The 22,959-nt window shown below is 67.6% G+C and carries 19 protein-coding genes; 9 read left to right on the top strand and 10 right to left on the bottom strand.

Features of this window, described 5'->3' with window-relative positions:
- Positions 1 to 2: 2 nt before the first annotated feature.
- From ACZLHH_RS12595 to ACZLHH_RS12605, 3 genes are read right to left on the bottom strand one after another with little or no spacing between them, the layout of a single operon-like run.
- Positions 3 to 1,256: an ABC transporter permease gene (locus ACZLHH_RS12595; protein ID WP_180845260.1), complete on the bottom strand. Its 1,254-nt coding sequence runs from the start codon at positions 1,254 to 1,256 to the stop codon at positions 3 to 5.
- Positions 1,249 to 1,944 carry an ATP-binding cassette domain-containing protein gene (locus ACZLHH_RS12600; RefSeq protein ID WP_180845259.1) on the bottom strand — a complete coding sequence of 232 codons (696 nt, stop codon included), beginning with the start codon at positions 1,942 to 1,944 and terminating at the stop codon, positions 1,249 to 1,251. The genes ACZLHH_RS12595 and ACZLHH_RS12600 overlap by 8 nt, the downstream gene beginning before the upstream one ends.
- Positions 1,941 to 2,474 carry a ZrgA family zinc uptake protein gene (locus ACZLHH_RS12605; protein WP_032129456.1) on the bottom strand — a complete coding sequence of 178 codons (534 nt, stop codon included), beginning with the start codon at positions 2,472 to 2,474 and terminating at the stop codon, positions 1,941 to 1,943. The genes ACZLHH_RS12600 and ACZLHH_RS12605 overlap by 4 nt, the downstream gene beginning before the upstream one ends.
- 32 nt (positions 2,475 to 2,506) lie before the next feature.
- On the opposite strand from ACZLHH_RS12605, the gene ACZLHH_RS12610 reads away from it, so the two are divergent.
- Positions 2,507 to 2,983, top strand: coding sequence for a MerC domain-containing protein (locus tag ACZLHH_RS12610; protein ID WP_049422168.1), 477 nt, complete (start codon positions 2,507 to 2,509; stop codon positions 2,981 to 2,983).
- An 86-nt stretch (positions 2,984 to 3,069) separates the two neighbouring features.
- Here ACZLHH_RS12610 and ACZLHH_RS12615 read toward each other — a convergent pair whose 3' ends face one another.
- Complete coding sequence (locus ACZLHH_RS12615) at positions 3,070 to 5,202, bottom strand: TonB-dependent receptor (RefSeq protein WP_180845258.1); 2,133 nt, start codon at positions 5,200 to 5,202, stop codon at positions 3,070 to 3,072.
- Between the two features lie 188 nt (positions 5,203 to 5,390).
- On the opposite strand from ACZLHH_RS12615, the gene ACZLHH_RS12620 reads away from it, so the two are divergent.
- The 5 genes from ACZLHH_RS12620 (at position 5,391) to ACZLHH_RS12640 (ending at position 9,725) form a co-directional block, all read left to right on the top strand.
- Positions 5,391 to 6,245 carry a helix-turn-helix transcriptional regulator gene (locus tag ACZLHH_RS12620; RefSeq protein ID WP_180845257.1) on the top strand — a complete coding sequence of 285 codons (855 nt, stop codon included), beginning with the start codon at positions 5,391 to 5,393 and terminating at the stop codon, positions 6,243 to 6,245.
- A 99-nt stretch (positions 6,246 to 6,344) separates the two neighbouring features.
- Positions 6,345 to 6,722: a copper homeostasis periplasmic binding protein CopC gene (gene copC / locus ACZLHH_RS12625; RefSeq protein ID WP_049399735.1), complete on the top strand. Its 378-nt coding sequence runs from the start codon at positions 6,345 to 6,347 to the stop codon at positions 6,720 to 6,722.
- A gap of 10 nt (positions 6,723 to 6,732) precedes the next feature.
- Positions 6,733 to 7,617: a copper homeostasis membrane protein CopD gene (gene copD, locus ACZLHH_RS12630; RefSeq protein ID WP_180845256.1), complete on the top strand. Its 885-nt coding sequence runs from the start codon at positions 6,733 to 6,735 to the stop codon at positions 7,615 to 7,617.
- 45 nt (positions 7,618 to 7,662) lie between these two features.
- Positions 7,663 to 8,361, top strand: a complete 699-nt coding sequence (locus tag ACZLHH_RS12635; RefSeq protein WP_180845255.1) for a heavy metal response regulator transcription factor — start codon at positions 7,663 to 7,665, stop codon at positions 8,359 to 8,361.
- A complete protein-coding gene (locus tag ACZLHH_RS12640; protein ID WP_180845254.1) occupies positions 8,358 to 9,725 on the top strand; it encodes a heavy metal sensor histidine kinase in 1,368 nt (455 codons plus the stop codon). Before ACZLHH_RS12635 ends, ACZLHH_RS12640 begins: the two co-directional genes overlap by 4 nt.
- 65 nt (positions 9,726 to 9,790) lie before the next feature.
- Here the strand turns inward: ACZLHH_RS12640 and ACZLHH_RS12645 are convergent, their stop codons facing one another.
- Entirely contained in the window at positions 9,791 to 10,684 is an 894-nt protein-coding gene (locus ACZLHH_RS12645; RefSeq protein ID WP_180844448.1) for a LysR family transcriptional regulator, read from the bottom strand.
- Between the two features lie 106 nt (positions 10,685 to 10,790).
- Between ACZLHH_RS12645 and ACZLHH_RS12650 the strand changes: the two genes are divergently transcribed.
- Entirely contained in the window at positions 10,791 to 11,534 is a 744-nt protein-coding gene (locus ACZLHH_RS12650) for an SDR family oxidoreductase (RefSeq protein WP_180844447.1), read from the top strand.
- A 113-nt stretch (positions 11,535 to 11,647) separates the two neighbouring features.
- Here the strand turns inward: ACZLHH_RS12650 and ACZLHH_RS12655 are convergent, their stop codons facing one another.
- Genes ACZLHH_RS12655 through ACZLHH_RS12665 form a run of 3 tightly spaced genes read right to left on the bottom strand, consistent with a single transcriptional unit; the run spans position 11,648 to position 17,138 of the window.
- A complete protein-coding gene (locus ACZLHH_RS12655; protein ID WP_180844446.1) occupies positions 11,648 to 14,725 on the bottom strand; it encodes an efflux RND transporter permease subunit in 3,078 nt (1,025 codons plus the stop codon).
- Positions 14,722 to 15,894, bottom strand: coding sequence for an efflux RND transporter periplasmic adaptor subunit (locus ACZLHH_RS12660; protein ID WP_180844445.1), 1,173 nt, complete (start codon positions 15,892 to 15,894; stop codon positions 14,722 to 14,724). Before ACZLHH_RS12660 ends, ACZLHH_RS12655 begins: the two co-directional genes overlap by 4 nt.
- Positions 15,891 to 17,138, bottom strand: a complete 1,248-nt coding sequence (locus tag ACZLHH_RS12665; RefSeq protein WP_180844444.1) for a TolC family protein — start codon at positions 17,136 to 17,138, stop codon at positions 15,891 to 15,893. Before ACZLHH_RS12665 ends, ACZLHH_RS12660 begins: the two co-directional genes overlap by 4 nt.
- Positions 17,139 to 17,200: 62 nt before the next feature.
- Here ACZLHH_RS12665 and ACZLHH_RS12670 point away from each other — a divergent pair, with 62 nt between their 5' ends.
- Both ACZLHH_RS12670 and ACZLHH_RS12675 read left to right on the top strand, forming a co-directional pair.
- Positions 17,201 to 17,875 (top strand): response regulator, encoded by a 675-nt coding sequence (locus tag ACZLHH_RS12670; RefSeq protein ID WP_180844443.1) that lies wholly within the window; start codon positions 17,201 to 17,203, stop codon positions 17,873 to 17,875.
- On the top strand, positions 17,868 to 19,247 hold the full coding sequence (locus ACZLHH_RS12675; protein ID WP_180844442.1) for a sensor histidine kinase: 1,380 nt from the start codon (positions 17,868 to 17,870) through the stop codon (positions 19,245 to 19,247). Before ACZLHH_RS12670 ends, ACZLHH_RS12675 begins: the two co-directional genes overlap by 8 nt.
- 935 nt (positions 19,248 to 20,182) lie before the next feature.
- On the opposite strand, the gene ACZLHH_RS12680 is transcribed toward ACZLHH_RS12675, so the two are convergent.
- Together ACZLHH_RS12680 and ACZLHH_RS12685 are read right to left on the bottom strand one after the other, a co-directional pair.
- Positions 20,183 to 22,528, bottom strand: coding sequence for a GH92 family glycosyl hydrolase (locus ACZLHH_RS12680; RefSeq protein ID WP_197573200.1), 2,346 nt, complete (start codon positions 22,526 to 22,528; stop codon positions 20,183 to 20,185).
- A gap of 102 nt (positions 22,529 to 22,630) precedes the next feature.
- Entirely contained in the window at positions 22,631 to 22,954 is a 324-nt protein-coding gene (locus ACZLHH_RS12685) for a thioredoxin family protein (RefSeq protein ID WP_180844440.1), read from the bottom strand.
- Positions 22,955 to 22,959: the final 5 nt, after the last annotated feature.

Raw genomic sequence — 22,959 nt, forward strand, 5'->3', positions numbered from 1 at the left:
GCTCAGCCCCCGGGTGACAGGCCATCGGCCAGCGTGCGCCGATAGGCCAGCAGCGCCGGTACCAGGCCGGCCACCGCGCTGATCGCCAGCACACCTGCGACCCACGCCAGTTCGCGGCCATCCGGCCAGATGTGGGTGATCGACAGGCCAAAGTTGGCCAGCGCCCAGCCACGCCCGGCCAGGCTGGCCACCACCAGTGCGGCCAGTGCGAGCACGCAGGCAAGCGCGCTGGTCGCAACCGCCTCCACCACCAACAGGCTGGCGATATAGCCCGGGCGTGCACCGATGGCACGCAGCACCGCCATCTCGCGCCGGCGCTCCTGCAGGGTCGAGACCAGCAGCGCCACCAGCGAGACCATGCCCAGCAGCACCACCATCGCGCTGATCAGCTGCAGTGCCCGCTCGGCGGTGCCCAGTGACTGCCACAGCTGCTGCAACGTCACGCCAGGCAGGATCGCCAGCATCGCCTCGTCCGGGTACTCGTTGATCCTGCGCTGTACCGAGAACGTGGCGATGCGCGAATTCAGGCCGAGCATGAAGGCGGTGATGCTGGTCGGGGTCAGGTCCAGATGGCGCGCCTGCTCGGCGCTGACACTCTGGCTGCGCAGCTGCACGCCGGAGCGCCAGTCGACATGGATCGCCTCGATGGCCGGCAGCGAGACCAGCACCGAGGAATCAACCGGCGTGCCGGTGCGCTGCAGGATGCCAGCCACACGGAACGGCTTGTCGGCATGCGTGGCCAACGTGACCGCGCCGGTGCCATGGGCCAGCACGATCTCGTCGCCGAGGCCGACCTTCTGCGCGTGCGCCACCTCTGCGCCGATCACGGCGTCGTACAGATCGTCGAACGGCCGCCCCTGCGCAAATGCCAGCGCATGCCCCGCGCCGTAACGATAGTGCTCGAAGTAGCCGCCACTGGTGCCGACCACCCGGTAGCCGCGCCACGAATCGCCCAGCGACAGTGGCACCGCCCACTTCACCTGCGGCAGCGAGGACAGCTCCTGGTAGGACTGCCAGGACACGTTGTTGGTCGGGTCGCCGATATGGAACACCGAATACAGCAGCAGGTTCACCGGCCCGGCGCGGGCACCGACGATCAGGTCCGTGCCTGAAACGGTGCTGGCGAAACCTTCATGCGCCTGCGTGCGCACGCGCTCAACACCGAGCAGCAGCACCACGCTGAGGGTGATCACCAGCACGGTGAGGCTGACGCTCAATGCGCGGCTGCGCAGGCTGGCCCAGGCAAGTTCAAGCATGGGTGCCACCTGCGTGATTGATCTGCGACAACGCGATGGTGCGGTCGAACAAGGGCTGCAGGCTTTCATCGTGGCTGACCACCAGAACCGTGGTACCGGCGGCCCGGCACTGTGCGGACATCAGCTGCAGGAAGGCGGTCGCAGCTTGGCGATCCAGCGCCGAAGTCGGCTCGTCGGCCAGCAGTACTGCGGGGCGGCCGATCAGGGCACGTGCAGCGGCCACGCGTTGCTGCTGGCCGACACTCAGGGTGCCCGCCGCACGCTTGGACAGCGCCGGATCCAGCTGCAGCGCTTCCAGCAGGCGCAGGATCTCATCGTCCAGCGGCCCGCTGATGCGCTCGCTGCGCACCGGAGAAAAACGCAGCCCCAGCGCGATGTTGTCGCGCACGCTGAGGAACGGCAGCAGATTGAACTGCTGGAAGATCACGCCCAGGTGATCGGCGCGGAAGCGATCACGCGCAGCACCCCGCATCATCTGCAGCGCGTGACCTGCCACTTCGACGCGCCCCTTGCCGGGAAGCAGGACACCGGCCAGCAGGCCGAGCAAGGTGCTCTTGCCGCCACCGCTCACTCCACGCAACAGCACGCTGCTGCCCTGCTCTATCAGCAGCTGCGGGATATCCAGCACCAGGCGTGTTGCGTAGCCGAACTGCACATCCTCCAGGGCGATCACCGCTGGCGTGCTCACGGCGCCAGCACCACGCGCAGGTTGTCGGCACTCAGCACGCTGCGGTCCTGGCCGTTGCCGGTCGCACTGTTGACGATGACTTCGTGCAACCCGGGGAACAGCACCGGCAGGCGCACGACCAGGGCGCGCAGTGCACTCGGATTCGTGCAGCGATACTGCAGGTTGGCACTGAAACCGGCGTGGCGATGTTGCCCGGCCGTTGGCGCAGCAGCGGTCGCAGCGAAGCCTTCGGCACTGGCGTCACTGCTGGCCAGCCGGCAGTTGGCGGCGGTGGGCAGGGTGACCCAGCTGCCGCCCTTCAGCAATGCCGTGGCGCGCGACAGTGCCGCCTGCTCGGTCGCGTTGGCGGGCGGTCGCTCGAAATCAAGAATGCCGATGCCCGGCGCCTGCAGGGCGAACTCGAGCGTTCCCTGGTCGAGTGCGAGATCAACGGTGGCCTGGCCGTGCACGTGTGGCGCGTGCTGGCGGACATCGTGTGCCTGGGCCGCGTTGGCAGCCAGCAGCAGGAAAAGAGCAGCAGGAAGCTTCATGGGGGAGACTCCAATTGTTACTATGTAACATAATGGACCACATCCCCCCGACCCCTGCAAGGGCTCTGGCCCAGCCGCCAACTTCGGCACGCTGGCATCCCCGTTTCGATCTGGCCGGCGCCTGGCTGTCGCTGGCCTGCGCCGCCCATTGCATCGCCCTGCCACTGCTGCTGGCCTTCGTGCCAGCGGCAATGATGGCGCTGCGCTCGTTCCAGCACCCCGGCCACGGTGTGATGACGCTGCTGTTGATGATGTCGCGCTGGGAATGGTTGTTTGCATTGATGGCCTCGACGCTGGCGCTGGCCAGTACCACGGCCGGGCTGTACCGGCATGGGCGCTGGCTGCCGATGCGGCTGGCCGTGGTTGGCGCGATCCTGCTGGTGTCGGCGTCGCTGTACCTGCCGCTGAAGGAATCGCTGCTCTGGCATGGCGTGGCCACCGCCTGCGGTGGCGTGCTGCTGGCATGCGCGCACATCGGCAACCGGCGGGCATTGCACGGCCACAGGTAGCGTTCCGAAGATGCCGGCCAGCGGCCGGCACTACCGTTTCGTTGGACCGGTAGCGCCGGCCGCTGGCCGGCGCGCGGCCCGCCTCCTCAGAAGCGGTAACCCACTTCCGCGCCGAAGATCCGCGGGCTGTCCACCGGGCCGTAGTAGTTGCCGTCGCGCCCGAAGGCCAGGTTGTCGAAGATCAGGCCGTTGATGCGGCGCTTGTTGGTCAGGTTCTGCACGAACACCCGCGCGCTCCACGGCCCGGTCTCATAGCCCAGCTGCGCACCAAGTACGGCCACCGCGGGCTGGAACGCGCGGTTACGTTCATCCAGTGCACTGGAGCCGGTAAACTGCGATTCCAGCCGTGCATGGATGCCCGAGTCGAACTGATAGCGCGCCGCCAGATAGCCAGTGTAGTGAGGGGTCAGCTTGACCCGCTTGCCATCCAGGTTCTGGTCCACGCTGACCCACAGCTTGGTGTACTTCGCATCGACGTAGCCCACATTCGCCATCAGGGTGAAGCCCGGCAGCACTTCGAACACGCCCTCCAGCTCGGCACCACGCGAACGGATCGAGGCATCCGAACCTACGTAGTCCGACGAGATCGGGCGGCCATTGCCATCGGTGGCCACCTGGATTTCCTGCCAGTTGTCCGAGGTGATGTGGAACAGCGCGCCGCCGATGTGGCCACGACCGCCGGCCAGGTTCATCTTGAAGCCCAGCTCATGGCTCCACATGCGTTCGGACTCGTAGCGCAGCACCTTGTCGTTGACCACATCGCTCTGCGCCGCAGCCAGATTGAAGCCACCCGGAATGTAGCCCTTGGCCGAGGCCGCGTAGAAGGACAGGTCGTCAGTGGCGTCGTAGCGCAGCGACAGCCGCGGCAGCGTGGCCGAGAAGGTATGCGCCAGCGCGGCATCGCGGTACAGCACGCGGCCACCGGCGCCCAGATCCAGCGCACCGGCACGCTGTTCGGTGGAGCGCCGTGCCTGCTCATGGCGCAGGCCGGCGCTGGCGGTCAGCTTCGGCAACGCCGGGAAGGTGTAGCTGGCGGTGGCGAAGGCGCTGTAGTCCTCGCCCTTGGAGGTCTGCCGCGGTGCCAGGTTGTAGCTGTCCAGCCCGTGCAGCGCCGGGCCGACGAAGGTGCCGAGGATCGAATCCTTGCTGTTGCGGTAGGTCGACACACCGGCCATCCAGGTCAACGCCTGGTCGCTGGGCGAGCTGAAGCGCGCCTCGGCCGTCCATTCCTTCTTCCTGTCGTAGATGCGGCCGGCCAATGCCGGGCTGTTGGTCATGTCGAAGTCGTAGCCCGCCGAGGTCACCTCCTCGTCCCGCCAGGAAGCGGCCACGTCCAGCGTGCCGGCCTGCAGCTGCCATTGCGCACTGAGGCCGCCCACCGTTTCGTCCTTTTCGGTGCGCTTGGGGGCATCGTTGATGTAGGTGAAGTCACCGGCACGGCGGCCGCCATTGAGCGATGTGCCGTAGGTGCGGTTGTAGAGGCCGGTATCCAGCGGCAGGTATTCATACTCGAACATGCCCGGCGCGCGGGTGCGCAGATGATAGGCCAGCGCGTTCACCGAAACGTAATCGCTCGGCCGCCAGCGCAGCTTGCCCTGCAGGTAGCCTTCGCCGACCTTGCCGCGCGCACCGGAAGGTGTGATGTTCTTCAGGTAGGCGTCCTCATCGGAGCCCATGAACGCCACCGAGCCGGACAGGCTGCCCGTCTTGTTCAGCGGCCCTGCCAGGAAGCCATCGAGAGCGGTGCCATTGCCGTTGCCGAACCAGGTGCTGCGCACATTGATCTCGCCCTCGCCTGCATCAGCCGGGCCGCGTGTGCGCACCAGTACCAGGCCGGATTCGCTGTTGGCGCCGTACAGCGTGCCCTGCGGGCCGCGCAGCACCTCCACCGACTCGACCTGGTTGAGCACGGCATTGCTCAGCTCGCGGAACGGAATGCCATCGATGTAGACCGAGGCACGATTGACCAGGAATGGATTGGACTCGATGCCGCGGATCGAGATGAACATGTTGCTGAGCTGGCCCATCGCATTGAACTTGACGTTCGGCGCGAGCTTGTCGAGGTCCCGGAACTCGGTGACGCCCGCTTCTTTCAGCGCCTGCCTGTCGAGCACCGTCACCGACAGATCGCTCTTCAGGTATGGGGTATCGCGCTTGGAACCGGTGACGCGGACACCGTCGAGCGTGGCCGGGTCGGCCTGCTGGGCAAGGGCGGGCAAGGCAGGAACGAGCAGGGATGCTGCGATGAGCGCGGCAGCAGGCGTGGACGACTTCAAAGCGGGAACCTCGACGGATGGAGTGGCGGACGCGCGGGCGGCGGCAGCGCGGGACAAGAGTGTTATCCTGTAACATTCGCGTCCTGCCGCCACTCCATTTCCGGCAGCGCCGCTCCATTCCCGGATCCGTGATGCCCGCCCTCGCCGACCAGCTGCTGCAGGAAACCCGGTCGCAGGCCCCTGCGGCCTACGCCAGCCACGATGGTGCGGTGGTGCTGCTGCGCCATCGCTTCGATGCCAGCGAAGGTGAGATGGGACATCCGCAGCAACTGCGCCTGGGCCTGGCCGTGGGCGGCGGCGGTCGGCTGCAGCAGCACACCCTCAGCGGTCTTCTGCAGGCTCCGTGGCGGCCCGGCCAGTTCAATCTGGTGCTGCCGGGAGACACCGGCACCTATGCCAGCCCCGCGGTCGATCTGCTCGGCATCGCCATCGATACCCACCTGCATCCGCAGGATCCGCAGCAGTTGCAACAGCTGCAGCCGCTGGCGGCGCGGCTGCACCACGACCCGGTGATTACTTCGGTGCTGCAGGCGCTGTGGTGCAGCGCGCAGGCTGATGTTTGCCTGCCCGGCTTCCTCGAGCATGGCGCGCAGGTGCTGCTGCACCGCCTGGGTCAGCTTGCCGGTCAGCCGCGCCAGGCGCGTGGCACGGTGTCCCCACTGTCGGCACGACGGTTGCGGCAACTGGAGGCCTACATCGATGCGCAACACGGCCAGGCGCTGACCGTTCCACAGCTGGCCGCTGCAGTGCAGATGGAGGCCGCGACGTTCGGCCGCGCGCTGCGTGCGGCCACTGGCCTGCCGCCCTTTGCCTTCCTGACCCAGCACCGCATGCAGCGGGCGCGCGCCGAACTCGCGCAGGGCCGGCGTGTCACCGAGGTTGCGCTGGCCAGTGGCTACGCCAATCCCAGCAAGTTCAGCGCGGCGTTCCGGCGTGTGGTCGGTTGTTCACCGTCAGCATGGATCGCGCAGTCACGGGCCCGGTAGTGCCGGCCGCAAACATTACAAACTGGTAATGTCCAGGTCAGGGCCTCGAAAGGCGGTGGACGTCACCCTGCAGGCCACTTCCTCATCGGTGATCCGCATATGACCCGCTCCCTGTTCCGCGTCGCCCCGCTCGCCTTGCTGCTGTCCGGCCTTTCGGCCGCGCCGCTGGCGCTGGCCCATCCCAGCCTGGTGCGTTCGACGCCAGCGGCCGATGCCACCGTGGCCCCGGCCAGCCAGATCGAGCTGCAGTTCAGTGAGAAGGTGATGCCGCGTGCCACCCGCATCGAACTGAGCATGGACCACGGCCGCATGAAGATGGCGATGCCAACCACGGCGCAGGAGATCTCCGAGGACGGCCACACCCTGCGCGCGCGCTTTGCCAAGCCGCTGCCCGCCGGCAGTTACGCGCTGCAGTGGCGCGCGGTCGGCCAGGACAGCCATCCGATCACCGGCACCTACCGCTTCACCGTGAAGTAAGGCCGCTGCTGTGGCCGAGCTTTCGCCGTATGCGCTGCGGCTGGCGCTGTATCTGGCCCTGATGCTGCTGTTCGGGCGGATGCTGTTCGTCCGCCCCGGACTGCCGCGCAGCGTCTCGCTGGGCCTCGTTCTGGTGGCACTGGTGCTGGTCGGCATCGATGCGGTCACCCGTTTGTCCGGCGTGCTTGGCATACCACCGGTCGACATCGATGGCGAGACAGCGCGCTGGTTTCTTACCGGTACGCCGATGGGCGAGGCGGGACTGATGCGCATCCTGGCCCTGCTGGCGATGCTGCCGCTGCTGGCAGTCAATCGCCCGGTGCAGGGCCTGCGCCGTCCTGCACTGCTGGCACTCTCGGCGGTGACCCTCGCCAGCCTCGCCTGGAACGGCCACGCCGCTGCTGGGGATGGGATCGCTGGCAGGCTGCGTCTTGCTGCCGGCATCGTGCACCTGCTGGCGGCCGGCGCCTGGATCGGTGCGATCGCCGCCATCGTGCAGCTGGCACTGCGCCGCCAGGGCCTGCGCCTGCGCGAACGCACCCACGAACTATGGCAGGCCGCGCACGGCTTCGCCGTGCCCGGCACGATCATCGTCGCCCTGCTGGCGATGACCGGCACCTATACCTATGTCGATCTCGGCGGTTCCATACAGACCCTGACCGGCGCCGCGCATGGACGCTGGCTGCTGCTCAAGCTGGTGCTGGTGGGTGGCATGCTGGGCCTGGCCGCGCTGCATCGCTGGCGGCTGGTGCCGGCGCTGGCGGTCTCCATCCGGGGTGGCTGGCAGCCCAGGCCGCTGCGTTCACTGCGCCACAGCCTGGCCTGCGAATCGGTACTGGCGCTGCTGGTGCTGGCCTGTGTCGCGATTCTCGGCACGCTGGATCCGCTGGCATGAGACTGCGCAGCCAGCCCACGTCCAAGCTGCGATGATGGGCGCACCATGAAACTGCTGATCGTCGAAGACGAACCCAAGACCGGCAACTACCTGCGCCAGGGCCTGATCGAGGCCGGCTACGTGGTCGATCTCGCCTGCAACGGCGTCGACGGGCTGCACCTGGCCGGTAGCGGCGAGTACCAGCTGGTCATTCTCGATGTGATGCTGCCCGGTCTGGATGGCTGGAATGTGCTGTCGCGGCTGCGCGAGGCCGGCTGGCAGGTGCCGGTACTGTTCCTGACCGCGCGCAGCAGCATCGCCGACCGCGTGCAGGGCCTGGAGCTGGGCGCCGACGACTACCTGGGCAAGCCGTTCGCCTTCGCCGAGCTGCTGGCGCGCGTGCGTATCCTGCTGCGCCGGGGCCAGGCGGTGCCGCAGGCCGAACGCATCGTCATCGCCGATCTGGTGGTGGATACCCAGCGCCGCCGGGTGGAGCGTGGCGGCCAGCGCATCTCCCTCAGCCAGAAGGAGTACACCCTGCTGGAGCTGCTGGCACGCCGCCGTGGCGAAGTGCTGCCGCGCTCGCTGATCGCCTCGCAGGTGTGGGACATGAACTTCGACAGCGACACCAATGTCATCGATGTGGCGATCCGCCGCTTGCGCGCCAAGATCGACGATGATTTCGCCGACAAGCTGATCATTACCGTGCGCGGCATGGGCTATGTACTGGAGGCGCCGGACGACGGCGCCGCGCGCAACGGATGAGCCTGCGCCGCTCCATCGCGGTGCGGCTGACGCTGCTGTTCGCCACCGTGGCCACGCTGGTGCTGGCGGCACTGGGCGTGGCGATCTACGTCAGTGCCCGTCACGATCTGGTCGCACAGGATTTCACCGAGTTGGAGAACAAGGTTGCGTTGATCCGCGATCTTGCTGGCAATGGGCCCGCCGCCGCACGCGGCCCGCGGTTGGCAGAGGCGCTCAGCCATCATCCCGATATCGCCTTCCACATTGTCGATGGCCACGGAGCCGTGCTGTTCTCGACCGCACCTGCACTGCTGCGCGAGCACGCACGCAGCCAGCCCATCGACGCCACGCCACGGCGGCACGACTGGATTCTCGACGATGGTCGCTGCATGCATGCCCTGCACCTGCGGCAGACCCTGGCCGACGGCAGCCAGCTGGTCACCCTGCTGGCCATCGATGACGACCGCCATGCCGATTTCCTGCAGCGCTTCCGCCATCTTCTGGCGATCGCCATCATCGGCGCCGCCGTGGCCAGCAGCCTGCTCGGCGGCTACGTAGTGCGACGCACGCTGCGACCGCTGCGCACGTTGGCCGATGAAGCCCGGCAGATCACCGCCGGTCGATTGCAGCGGCGTCTGAGCGCACGCACGGCGCCGGCCGAACTGGAACAGCTGGCACAGACGCTCAACGGCATGCTGGCGCGCCTGCAGCAGGACTTCGCGCGTCTGACCGAGTTCTCTGGTGATCTGGCCCATGAGCTGCGCACGCCGATCACCAACATGCTGACCCAGGTACAGGTGGTGCTGGCCCACCCGCGCAGCAACGAGGCCTACCGCGAGACGCTGGCGTCGTGTGCCGAAGAACTACAGCAGTTGGCGCAGACCGTGGGTGACCTGCTGTATCTGGCGCAGGCCGAGGCGCCGGGCGCACTGCCTTCGCGCGAGCCGGTGGCACTGGATGGGGTGGTGGATTCGCTGCTTGAGTTCTATGACCTGCTGGCCGAGGACCGACACTTGACCCTGCGCCGCGACGGCGTGGCGAGCGTGGAAGGCAACCGTCTGATGCTGCACCGGGCGATCGCTAATCTGCTGTCCAACGCGTTGAAGCACGCAGCCGTGGGCAGCGAGGTGCGGGTGCAGCTGGTCGAGGGCGATGGCGTGTGCAGGGTCAGCGTGCACAATCTCGGCCCGCCGATTGCCGAAGCAGCACTGCCGCGCCTGTTCGATCGCTTCTATCGCGGCGAGCGTGGCCGCCACGAAGGTGCAGGACTGGGCCTGGCGATCACCCGTGCGATTGCACAGGCGCATGGCGGAACGGTAAGCGTGGCCTCCGATGAAACCGGCACCGTGTTCGAGCTGGTGCTGCCAAGCGCATCAGCCCGGTAGTGCCGGCCGCTGGCCGGCAACCTTGGCACATCACGCGTGTTGCAGTTGCCGGCCAGCGGCCGGCACTACCTCATCGGGTCGAACACCCCGGCCACCCAGTCGATGAACACCCGCAGCCGCGGCGACGGTGTGCGGTTGCGGGGGTAGACCAGGCTCAGTGGACTCGGTGTCGGCGGCGCGTCCGGCAACAGCTCGACCAGCTGCCCGCGCGCGATGTAGGGGTCCATCCGGTAGCGCGGTGCCTGGATGATGCCGAGACCCGCCAAGGCGGCACCAAGGAATGCGTCCGCGCCGGAAACCCTCACCCGCGCGGGCAGCGGCACATAGCGCACCTGCCCACCCTGCTGGAACTCAAGCGGAATCAGCTGGCCGGTGGCGCTGGAGCGATAGCCGACCATCTGGTGGCCTTGCTCCAGCGATTCGATGGTCTCGGGCACGCCGTGCGCCTGCACATAACCCGGTGCGGCCACCGTAACTTCCCGCAGCATGGTCAACCGGCGCGCCGCCAGATCGCTGTCGGCCAGCGTCCCCACCCGCAACGCCGCATCCACGCCTTCGCGCAGCAGGTCGACATAGCGGTCGCCTTCGCTGACCTCCAGTTCGATCTCGGGGTAATGCTGCAGGAAGTCCGGCAGATGCGGAAACAACAGATGCCGGCCCAGCGTGCCGTGTACCTCGATGCGCAGCGGACCGCGTGGCGGCACGTCACGGAACGCGGCTTCAGCGTCGTCCATGTCGGCGATCAGGCGCAGGCAACGGCCATAGAAGGCCTCGCCTTCCAGCGTCGGCACCACCAGCCGCGTGGTCCGGTGCAGCAGGCGCACGCCCAGCCGATGCTCCAGCGCCTTGATCGCGTCGGTCACCGTGGCCCGCGGCAGGCCCAGGTCCTCGGAAGCCTGGGTGAAGCTGCGGCGCTCGACGATACGGACGAAGGCGCGCATGGCCGTGAAGCGGTCCATTGTTCGGTGATCCGGATGATGTTGACGGATTATGCAGGATTATCCGAAAAGACAATGTCGCGAAGATGGCCCTGCGCCACTCCGGCGCGCCCTGCTGGAACCGACCATGACCCTCTCCCCCACCCGCTCTGTCGCCCTGGTCACCGGCGGCTCCCGCGGCATCGGTGCCGCCATTTCGCGCCGGCTCGCCGCCGATGGCCACGCCGTGGTGATCAACTATGCCGGCCGCCGCGATGATGCCGAGGCATTGGCCGCCGAGCTCAACGCCGCCGGCGCGCAGGCCGTTGCCCTGCAGGCCGATGTGGCCGACCCGCAGGCGGTGCGCCAGCTGTTCGACGCCATCGAGGCCCGTTTCGGCGGCATCGACGTGGTGGTCAACAGTGCCGGCGTGCTGCAGCTGGCGCCGCTGGCCGACAGCGACGATGCCCTGTTCGAACGGGTGATCGGGATCAACCTGAAGGGCGCCTTCAACGTGCTGCGCGAAAGTGCGCGACGGGTGCGCGACGGCGGCCGCCTGATCAGCCTGTCCACCAGCGTGGTCGGCATCCGGCTGGAGAACTACAGCGTGTATGCCGCCAGCAAGGCAGCCGTGGAAACGATGGGCGCGATCCTCAGCAAGGAACTGCGTGGGCGCAACATCACCGTCAATGCAGTGGCACCGGGCCCGACGGCCACCGATCTGTTCCTGGAGGGCAAGTCACCCGAGCTGATCGAGCGGTTGGCGAAGATGAACCCCCTGGAGCGGCTGGGTACGCCGGAGGACATCGCCGGTGCGGTAGCCTTCCTGGCCGGTGCCGATGGCAGGTGGATCAATGGCCAGGTGCTGCGCGCCAATGGCGGGATGGTGTAGGAAGTCGACCACCTTGGTGGGCGCGTCGCCGCGTGCCCACCCAGGTGGGCACCTACCGGGCCATGCCTGGCGACCGGGTCGCATCTGCGCGTGGCGTGGATCTACCGTGCCGATCATCCGGCGCGTGCCTCGCGGCGCCGGTGCACCCAGTAATACAGCGTCGGCAGTACCAGCAGTGTCAGCAGCATCGCCGACAGCAGGCCGCCGATCACCACCACCGCCAGCGGCTTCTGGGTCTCGGCACCGATCGCATGCGAGGTCGCCATCGGCAGCAGGCCGAACATCGCCAGCAGCGCGGTCATCAGCACCGTACGCAGGCGCTGCAGCGAGCCCTGCACCACCGACTGCAGCAGGTCCATGCCCTGCTCGCGCAGCTGCGCGAAGCGACTGAGCATCACCACGCCGTTCAGCACCGCTTGCCCGAACAATGCAATGAAGCCGATCGCCGCCGACACCGACAGCGGAATGCCGGTCAGCCACAGGGCCAGGATGCCGCCGATCATCGCCAGGGGCACGTTGGCCAGGATCAATGCGGCGCTGCTGATGTCCTTGAAGGCGTCGAACAGCAGCACGAAGATGATCAGCACCGACAGCGGAATCACCCAGCCCAGCCGCTTCATCGCACGCTGCTGGTTCTCGAACTCGCCGGACCACTCCAGCCGATAGCCTTCCGGCAGCTGCACGCTGGCATCCACGCGCTTGCGCATGTCGGCCACCACGCTGCCCATGTCACGCCCGGCAATGAAGATGCTCACCGCCTTCACCCGCTGCGCATTCTCGCGCGAGATGTTGATCGCGCCGCTGGCCATGCGGAAGTCGGCCACGTCGGACAGCGTCACGGTGTGGCCATCGCCGATGCCCACCGGTACCGTGCGCAGCCGCTGCAGGTCACGATCGGCATCGTCCAGGCGCAGGGTGATCGGGAACTTGCGGTCGCCCTCCCACAGCTCGCCGACCTGGCGCCCGCCCAGTGCGGTCTCGATCACCTCGTCGATGTCGCGCACGTTCAGGCCATAGCGCGCGGCGCGATCGCGGTCGATCTCGATCTGCAGCTGCGGCAAGGAGCCGTCGCGGTCAATGAAGGCACTCTCCACGCCCTCCACGCCACGCACCTGGCCCAGGATCGCCTGCGCGTGCTGGTTCAGCACGTCCAGATCCGAGCCACTGACCTTGATCACCACCTGGCCCTTGATCTGCGAGATGCTCTCCAGGATGTTGTCGCGCACCGGCTGCGAGATCGAGAATTCCGGCCCCGGAATGCGCTGCTCCAGCGTGCGCTGCAGGTCGCTCACCAGCTGCCGCTTGTCCACGCCCTTCGGCCATTCCTTCTCCGGCTTCAACGCCACCAGCGCTTCGATCTGGTTGGCGCCCTTGGCATCGGAGCCGTCTTCCGGCCGCCCCAGCTTGGCCACCACCGTCGACACCTGCGGGAAGGTGCCGACCAGCTCACGGATGCGCCGCGACTGCTGCTGTGCTTCGGCCAGGCTGGTGCTGGGGTCGAGTGTGGCGGTCAGCCAGATCGATCCTTCATCCAGCTCGGGCAGGAACTCCGAACCCAGGCGGGTACCCAGTGCCAGCGTGCCGACCAGCAGCGCGACCGCGGTCAGCACCACCGCACGCGGGCGGGCCAGTGCCCGCTCCAGGATCGGCCGGTACCAGCCGGTCAGGCGGTCCATCAGCGGGTTGCCGTCGCGCATGCGGTCACGCCGCAGCCACCAGTAGCAGAACAGCGGCACCACGGTCAGTGCCAGGATCAACGCACCGATCAACGCCGAGGTCACCGAGTACGCCATCGGCGCGAACATGCGGCCTTCCTGGCGCTGCAGGGTGAAGATCGGAATGTGCGCGGCGATGATGATCAGCATCGAGAAGAACGTCGGGCGGCCCACTTCCGATGCGGCCGACAGAATGGTCGAGAACCGCGTCTTCCGATCAGCCGTGGGTGGCAGCTTCGACAATCGCGAGACGATGTGCTCGGTCACGATCACCGCGCCATCGATGATGATGCCGAAGTCCATCGCGCCCAACGACAGCAGGTTGGCCGGTACGCCCCACAGGTGCAGGCCGAGGAAGGTCGACAGCAGCGCCAGCGGCATCATCGCCGCCACGATCAGCGCCGCGCGGGCGTTGTACAGGAACAGCCACAGCACCAGGAACACCAGTACCGCGCCTTCCAGCAGGTTGCGGAAGACGGTCTTCAGCGTGGTCGACACCAGCCACGAGCGGTCGTAGAACGGCTCGATGCTGACCCCGGCCGGCAGCTGGTTCGCCTGGATCTCGGCAATGCGCGCATGCAGGGCGTCGAGCACGTCGGACGGATTCTCGCCCTTGCGCATCAGCACCATGCCGAACACCGCATCGTCATTGTCGTCCTGGCCGACCAGGCCCTGCCGTGGCAGGCCGGTATCGGCAATGCTGGCCAGGTCGCGTACCAGGATCGGCGTGCCACCACGCTGCGCCACCACCACGTTGCCGATGTCGGCCGGCGAACGCATCAGGCCCACGCCGCGGATCAGGAACTGCTGCTGGCCGCGCTCCACGTAGCCGCCGCCGGCGTTCGAGCTGCCCTTTTCCAGCGCCTCGGCGAACTCACCGAGGCTGATCCCGCGGTCGCGCAGCTTGTCCAGGTCCGGCTTGACCTGGAAGGTGCGCGCGAAGCCGCCGAAACTGATCACATCAGCCACGCCGGGCACGGTGCGCAGGCTGCGTTCCATCGTCCATTCCTGCACGGTGCGCAGTTGGGTCGGTGTCAGGTGCGGGCCCTTGAGCACGTACCGGTAGATCTCGCCCACCGCCGAGCTCATCGCCTCCAGTTCCGGCGTCACGCCTTCCGGCAGCTCCACGCCCTGCAGGCGCTCCAGCACCTGCTGGCGCGCGAAATAGTCATCGGCCTTGTCGTCGAAGGTCAGGATGATCATCGACAGGCCAAACTGGGTATGCGAGAACACCCGCACCGAATGCGGGATGCCGGACAGCGCCACTTCCAGCGGCATCGTCACTTCGCGCTCCACCTCTTCGGCGGCACGGCCCGGGTGCAGCGACACCACCGTCACCTGGGTGTCGGACACATCCGGGAAGGCCTCCACCGGCAGCACGCGGAACGCGGCGATGCCAGCGCCGATGAACAACAGCAACGCCAGCATCACCATCAGCGGCTGGCGCAGGCAATAGGCAATCAGGCGATCGATCATGGCGCGGCATGCCCCGTGCCGGTGCTGGCCGCTGCCGGCGCACTGTCGACCAGCTGCTGCAGCAGCAGGCCGCCTTCGACCACCACCCTGCTACCCACGGGCAGGCCCTCACGTACCCACAGACGGCCGTCACCCAGCTCCTCCGCGTGCACGGCATGGCGCACGAAGCGGCCCTTGCCTTCTTCCACGAACACCACCTGCTTCCCATCGATCAGCAGCACCGCGGCATCAGGCAGCGAGACACCGCCCTCGGCCGGCAACGCCACCTGGGCGCGCACATACTGTCCCGCCTTGAAGCCGCGTGCGCGATTGTCCAGCTCGGCGCGCGCCTGCACCACGCGGCGTTCGCTGTCGACGAAGTCATCCACATGCTGCAGGGTCGCCTGCAGCGGCTGGCCATCTGCACCCGGCACGCTCACCTGCATGCCGGCCTTCAAACGTCCGGCCAGGCTTTCGGGAATGTCCAGCAACAGCCACAGGCGGTCCGGATCGCCGATCACCGCCAAGGGTTGTTCACTGTCCGGGCTGACCGACATGCCCGGGCTCATCCGCCGCTCCACCAGCACGCCATCGATGGGCGCGCGCAGCGGCAGGCGCTGGTCGACGTGCTGGCCATTGCCATAGGCCCTGGCGAAGGCGGTGGCGCGCGCATGATCGGCCTGGCTGCCGGCGAAGTTGGCCTCGGCTTCATCCAGCTCACGGCCGGACGCCACGCCCGCGGCATGCAGTTCGCGGGTACGGTCCAGCGCCTTGCGCGCCTGCTGCAGCTCGGCGCGGCCACGCACGCCCTCCGCCTGCGCCTGGCCGAACTCGGGCGAGGTGATCCAGGCGATCACCTGGCCGGCCTTCACTTTCTGCCCCGGCTGCGCCTCGATGCGCGCCACCTGCCCCGCCAGCGGCGTGCGCAGCGCGCTGGAGCGCGTCTCGTCCCAGACCACCCGGCCCGGCAGCTGCAGGCTGGCGCTGGCGCCGGCGGTCACCGCCTCGCTGCGCAGCACGTCCAGCTGGCGGCTGTCGGCGGGAAACTGGATCTGGCCGGCACTGACCTGGGGCGCATCCTCCGCATAGGACGCCGGCTCGCGGCCGCAGCCGCCCAGCAGGGCCAGCGCCAGCAAGGCCGGCAGCAGGGCGTGTCGCGCCCGCAGGCGATGGGCGACGGTGGACTTCATCGGGACTCTCCTTCAGCAACGGATGTGGCCGCTTCCCAGCGCGCCAGGGCAATGGCATGGTCGGCACGCGCTTCGATCAGCGCAGCCTCGAAATCGCGCCAGCTGCGGCGCGCGTCGAGCAGATCGGTCAGGCTGGCGGCGCCACGGCGATAGGCCAGTTCGATGCCCTCCACCGCCTTGCGTGCAGCGTCGGACTGCAGCCCCTCGTAGTCGCTGCGGCGCTGTGCGGCGGACTGCGCGCTGGCCTGCAGCTGGTCAAGCTCGGCGCGTGCTTCGCGCTGCAGCACCTGCAATTCCAGCGCGGCGCTGTCGCGGTCGGCCTCGGCACGCTGGATCGCACCGCGTGCGCGCGACGGGCCGCCCAGTGGAATGGTCAACGACACGCCCCACGTGACACCGCTGATGTCGGTGGGCTCGCGCTCCGCCTCCACGCCCAGCTGGATGTCGCGATGGCGCTCGCTACGCGCCAGTGCCACGCCCGCGTCGGCGGCGGCCAGGCGCGAACGCGCCGCACGCAGATCGGCGCGCTGCTGCGGATCGAACGCGCGCACATCGGCCACGCTGCTGGCATCCGGCCAGGGGTCATCGGCACTGAGGTCGCGGCTGTCATCGCTGCCGAGCAGCAGGCCCAGCGCATGCCGCGCATCGCGCAGATCCAGGGCCGCCTCGCGCGCCGCGTCGGCCACCGCCAGGTCGTCCACCGCCAGTCGCGCGCGGTCGACCGGCGCCATCGCCCCGCTGGCGACCTGCTTGTCGGCCGCCGCCATCTGTTCGACCGAACTCTGGCGGTTGGCGTCGGCAATCTGCGCCCGCTCCTGCGCGCCCTTCAGGCCGAAATAGGCTTCATGCAGTGCCACCTGCTGGCGGCGCCGGGTATCGAGCATGTCCAGCCCGGCCACTTCCAGCAGCGCCTCCGCCTGGCGGATGCGCAATGCGCGCTTGCCGCCGCGCTCCCAGGTCCAGCCCAGGCCCAGCGTGCTGTCCACCCGCTTGTCCTGCCAGCGCCCCGGGCCGATGCCGTGCTTGGGGCTGATCTTGCTGCTACCGATCGACAGCTCGGTGGCCGGGCGCAGTGCCGCTGTCTGCGCATCGCCCTGCACCCCGCGCAGCTCCAGTGCCGCCGCGCGCAGGTCCGGGTTGTGCGCTTCCATTGCACGTTGCGCATCCGCCAGGGATAGCGCCGAAGCCACAGGCGCGCACGAAAGGGCGGCCAGCACGACCGCAAGACGAGGGGAGAAATTCATGCACGTCACGGTAAGGTGACGCACTTGCGCCAAACTTGCCCCAACCTTGCACGAAGCTTGCAATGCGAATCCTGCTGATCGAAGACGATGCCGCCCTGGCCGATGGACTGATCCGCGCCCTGCAGGGTGCCGGCCATCTGTGCGACCACCTTTCGCGTGGGCTGCACGCGCCGGCTGCACTGGCCAGCGCACCGTATGACGTGATGGTGCTCGACCTTTCATTGCCCGACGTCGATGGCCTGGACCTGCTCTCGCGCCTGCGCAACGACGGCGTCACCCTGCCGGTGCTGATCCTGACCGCACGCGATGGTGTGGAGGACCGCATTCTTGGCCTGGACCGCGGTGGCGATGATTACCTGGCCAAGCCGTTCGCACTGGGTGAGCTGGAAGCCCGCCTGCGTGCGCTGTCACGCCGCCGCAGCGACGCGCCGGCACAGAAGCGACTCGGCCGGCTGTGCTTCGACAGCATCCGCAATGAAGTGCAGGTGGAAGGCCAGCGCATCGAGCTGACCGCACGCGAGCTGTCTCTGGTCGAAGCGCTGATGCAGCATCCGGGCCGCACCGTCACCAAGCAGCGGTTGTTCGATGCGTTGTACAGCTGGGACCACGAGGCCAACCTGTCGGTGATCGAGGTGCATGTCAGCCGCCTGCGCCGCAAGCTGGAACAGGCGCGCGCCGGCGTCGGCATCCGCATGTTGCGTGGCCTTGGCTACCGGCTGGAGGCCGTGGGTGACTGAGCGCGTGCACAGCCTGCGCGGCCTGCTGCTGCGACGCCTGTGGCTGCCGCTGCTGGTGCTGCTGCTGTGCAGCGCAGTAGGTTCGTTCGCGCTGGCGCGCTTCTACGCCGGCCAGGTCTACGACCGCTGGCTGCTGGACTCGGCGATGTCGTTGTCCGAGCTGGTGACAGTGCGGGATGGCCGCGCCTCGATCGAGATCACCCCGGCCGTATCGCGCATGTTCACCTGGGACACCGCCGACGAAGTGCATGGCGAGGTGGTCGACGCTGCAGGCGGGCGCCTGTATGGCGACCTGCCCGAAGCATTGCCGCGCCCGGCGAGCGCTGCCGCGGATGACGATGCGGTCTACTACGATGCCCGCCTGCGTGGGCAGCCGGTGCGCATGGTCGAAGTGGTGGTCAGCGCCGGGCAGGGCCATGACATCCGGTTGCGCGTGGCCGAGACATTGCGCAAGCGTCACCGGCTGGAACGCAAGCTGCTGCTGACCAGCGTTCCGTTCCAGGCCGCGATCCTGGCACTGGCGGCGTGGCTGGCCTGGTCCGGCACCGGCGCCGCCGCACGCCACGCGAACCTGGTCGCACGGAAGCTGGCCAGCCCGCGGCCGGATCCATTGGCGCCGCTGGACCCGGCGCAGGAGGCACCGCGCGAACTGTGGCCGGCGGTTGAGGCCTACAACGCCCTGCTGCAGCGCCTGGACGCGATGCAGGATGCGCAGCGGCGCTTCGTCAGCAACGCCGCACATCAACTGCGCACACCGTTGGCGGCCATGCAGGTGGAGCTGGAGAGCTCATTGCGCCAGCATGATCCGCAGGCCCAGCAGCTGGCGTTGTCCGGCACGCTGGCCGGGTTGGCCCGCTTGCAGCATCTGGTCAACCAGCTGCTGATGCTCAGCCGCTCCGAAGATCCACATGGCAGCGCACTGCCGCTGCAGCCAGTGGACCTGGCCGCGTTGGCGCGTAGCGTGGTGGAGCGCTATGCGGACCGTGCATTGGCTGCAGGCGTGGACCTGGGTTATGACGGGCCCGACGACGGCGTGCAGGTACAGGGCGATCCGCAGCTGCTGCGCGAGGCGTTGGGCAACCTGCTGGACAACGCGCTGCGCTACGGTTCCCTACCAGGTGTGATCACCCTCGGCCTTCGGCAGGAGACCGAAGGCGTACAGGTATGGGTGGACGATGATGGCGCCGGCATTGCCGAAGCCGAGCGCACGCGCGTCACGGAACGCTTCTACCGGGCCAGCAGCGAAGGCGATGGCTGCGGGCTGGGACTGGCGATCGTGGCCGAGATCGCGCAGCGGCATGATGCGGCGCTGGTGATCGATACCGCCCCGATCGGTGGCGCGCGGGTGGGGATGCGGTTTCGATCCCGCTGACGTCCTGCGTGCCAACCAAGGTTGGCACCTACCCGGTCACGCCATCCGGTAGTCGCCCGCCTTGGTGGGCGCTGTTGACGTCCCGTGGGCCAACCGAGGTTGGCACCTACCAAAAGCACCCCAGCCGGCGGATTCCGGTAGACGCCCACCTTGGTGGGCGCCGTTGACCTCGCGCGTGCCAACCAAGGTTGGCACCTGCCAAAAGCACCCCAGCCGGCGGATTCCGGTAGACGCCCACCTTGGTGGGCGCCGTTGTCCTCCCGCGTGCCAACCGAGGTTGGCACCTACCAAAGGCGCCTCGGCCGGCGGATTCCGGTAGACGCCCACCTTGGTGGGCGCCGTTGTCCTCCCGCGTGCCAACCAAGGTTGGCACCTACCAAAGGCACCCCAGCCGGCGGGCCCCGGTAGATGCCAACCTTGGTTGGCGCCGTTGATGCTCCGCGTGCCAACCAAGGTTGGCACCTACCAAAGGCACCCCAGCCGGCGGGCCCCGGTAGATGCCAACCTTGGTTGGCGCCGTTGATGCTCCTCGTGCCAACCAAGGTTGGCACCTACCAAAGGCACCCCTCCGGCGGATCCCGGTAGACGCCCACCTTGGTGGGCGCTGTTGACGTCCCGCATGCCAACCAAGGTTGGCACCTACCAAAAGCACCCCAGCCGGCGGATTCCGGTAGACGCCCACCTTGGTGGGCGCCGTTGACCTCCCGCGTGCCAACCGAGGTTGGCACCTACCCAAAGCACCCCTCCGGCGGATCCCGGTAGACGCCCACCTTGGTGGGCGCTGTTGACGTCCCGCATGCCAACCAAGGTTGGCACCTACCAAAAGCACCCAGCCTGCGGATTCCGGTAGACGCCAACCTTGGTTGGCACCTACCAAAAGCACCCCAGCCGGCGGATCCCGGTAGATGCCAACCTTGGTTGGCGCCTACCCATCATCATCGGCTCATCGAATACGGCGCCTGCGCGCCCTGCCCCGGCCAGTCCCTGTTCGGCTCGGCCTGCATGCTGAAGCGCAGCTCGCCACCGGCCAGGATCTCGTCGTGGCGCAGGAAGGTGCGCTGCAATGGCTTGCCGTTGAGGCTCACATTGCCCACATAGCTGTGCTTGTCATCCAGCCCATCGGCCACGATGGTGAACGTCTTGCCGTTCGGCAGGCGCATCACGGTCTTCGGCAGGAACGGGCGGCCGAGGATGTACTCACCCGAGCCCGGCGCCACCGGGTAGAAGCCCAGCGCGGTGAACACATACCACGCCGACATCTGGCCGACGTCATCGTTGCCGGCCAGACCATCCGGACGGTCGGCGTACTGGGTGTCCATGATCTGCTTCAGGCGCGCCTGGGCGCGCCACGGCTGGCCGGCGTACGAGTACAGGTAGGCCACATGGTGGCTGGGTTCGTTGCCATGTGCATACCAGCCGATCAGCCCGGTGATGTCTTCCATGTGCTCGAAGATGGACGGATCGACCTTGGCGTTGAACACCTCGTCCAGGCGCGCGAGCAGCTTGTCGCTGCCACCGTGCGCTGCCGCCAGACCGGCCACATCCTGCGGCACGTACCATGAGTACTGCCAGGCATTGCCCTCGGTGTAGTCGGTGCCGTATCCACTGGCGCTGGGGTCGAATGGCGTGCGGAAGCTGCCATCGCGCTTGCGTGCGCGCATGAAGCCGGTGTCCTTGTCGAAGGCGTTGCGCCAGTTGCCGGCGCGCTTGTCGAAGGTGGCCGCAACATCGGTCTTGCCCATCGCCTGTGCCATGCGCGCGATGGTCCAGTCGTCGAAGGCGTACTCCAGTGTCTTGCTGGCCGCTTCGCCTTCCTCGTCGATCGGCACATAGCCCAGCTCGCGGTACTGCGCGATGCCGTCGTAGGGCCCGTAGTTGGCGGTCTCGACCATCGCCTTCAGCGCCTTGTCGGCGTCGAAGCCACGAATGCCCTTCACGTAGGCGTCGGCGATCACCGGCACGGCGTGGTAGCCGATCATGCACCAGTCTTCCAGGCCATGGAATGACCACACCGGCAGCATGCCGTACGGGCTGTGCTCATGGTGGGCCAGCATCGAATTGACGAAGTCGCTGTTGCGCTTCTCCGGCTGCACCAGCGTCAGCAGCGGATGCTGCGCGCGGTAGGTATCCCACAGCGAGAACGTGGAGTAGTTGGTGTAGCCCTTGGCCTGGTGCACCGCGTTGTCCGAACCGCGGTACTGGCCATCGGCATCCATGAACAGCGTCGGCCCCAGCATCGTGTGGTACAGCGCGGTATAGGCGCTGCGTCGCGCATGTTCCGGCGCTTCGATATCCAGCACCGACAGCGCCTGCGTCCATTCCTGCTTTGCCTGCGCGCGAATGCGGTCAAAATCGAAGTCCGCCACTTCCGCGTCGAGATTGGCGATGGCACCGGCTTCACTGACCGGCGAGATCGCAACCTTGACCACCAGCGGTGCGTCCAGCTTGCCGAATGCGAAGGTACCGACCAGCTGACGGCCTTCGATCTGCGCCCGCTGCGCTGGATCCTTCTCGCCCGGCGGCGGGAAGCCCTTGTAGACAATGTCCTGCTCGGTGTTGTGCAGCTCATGCCCGGAAAGCGGCCGCGAGAAACGCATCGCGAAATACAGCTGGCGGCCCGGCGCCCAACCACGGGTTTCGCGGAAGCCGGTCACCGTGCCATCGGCGCGCACCCGAACCCGCGACCACAGCACCTTGCCCGGGTAGTCGTACATGCTGGTGCGCATGTCCAGCAGCACCTTGGCATCGGTGCCCTTGGGGAAGGCATAGCGGTGCACGCCCACGCGCGCACTGGTGGTCAGCTCCGCGCGCACCTTGTAGTCATCCAGGGTGACTGCGTAGTAGCCCGGCTCGGCCTTCTCGTCGTCGTGGCGGAAACGCGAGGCGTAGCCGCTGCGTGGCTTTTCCGGATCACCGCGCTCCAGGCCGGGATTGCCGGTGAACGGCATCAGCAGGATGTCGCCGAGGTCCGAATGACCGGTGCCGGAAAAATGCGTGTGCGAGAAGCCGACGATGCTGCTGTCGTCGTAGCGATAGCCGGCTGCCCAGCCATAGGCCTTTTCGCGTGGTTGGATGCGTGTGTCCGGGCTGAGCTGGACCATGCCGAACGGCACTGTGGCACCCGGGTAGGTGTGGCCTTCACCTCCAGTACCAATGAACGGGTCGACCGAGGCGTAGGCCTTGTCGGCGGCGGTTTTGGCGGGAGCGGCCGACGCCAGGCCGGAAGCGAGCATTGCCGTGGCGGCGACAGCAATCAGGAGACGACGGTTCAGCGTGGGCATCGGCGTTTGGATCGATTCAGGTGGTAGCCGGATGCTAGCACTGGGCCTGTCACGCCGCATGCTGCAGTGCGACTGCCCGGTGTCCCGCGCCGGGTTCAATCATCAACCGGGAAGCGCGCTCTGCAACGACATGAGGTCCGCACTGTCCAGCGGCCTCACCACCCGCGCGACCTCTTCTCCATCGCGCAGCAGCACCACTGTCGGCCACAGCTTCACCTTGAACGCTCGCCCCAATGGCCTTCCCTTGCCATCCTCGATCTTCCAATGCGGCAGATCGTTCGCTTCGACGAAGACCTGCAACGCGGGCTGCGCGGCCTGGCAATGACCGCACCAGGGCGCACCGAACTCCAGCACCTGCCACCCAGCCTGCGCCGCCACCCCCGCAAAGGTGGGCTCGTTCGGAAGGTGATCACACATGAACGGCATGAGCG

Source organism: Stenotrophomonas sp. 28608_Sma (genome assembly GCF_056486185.1).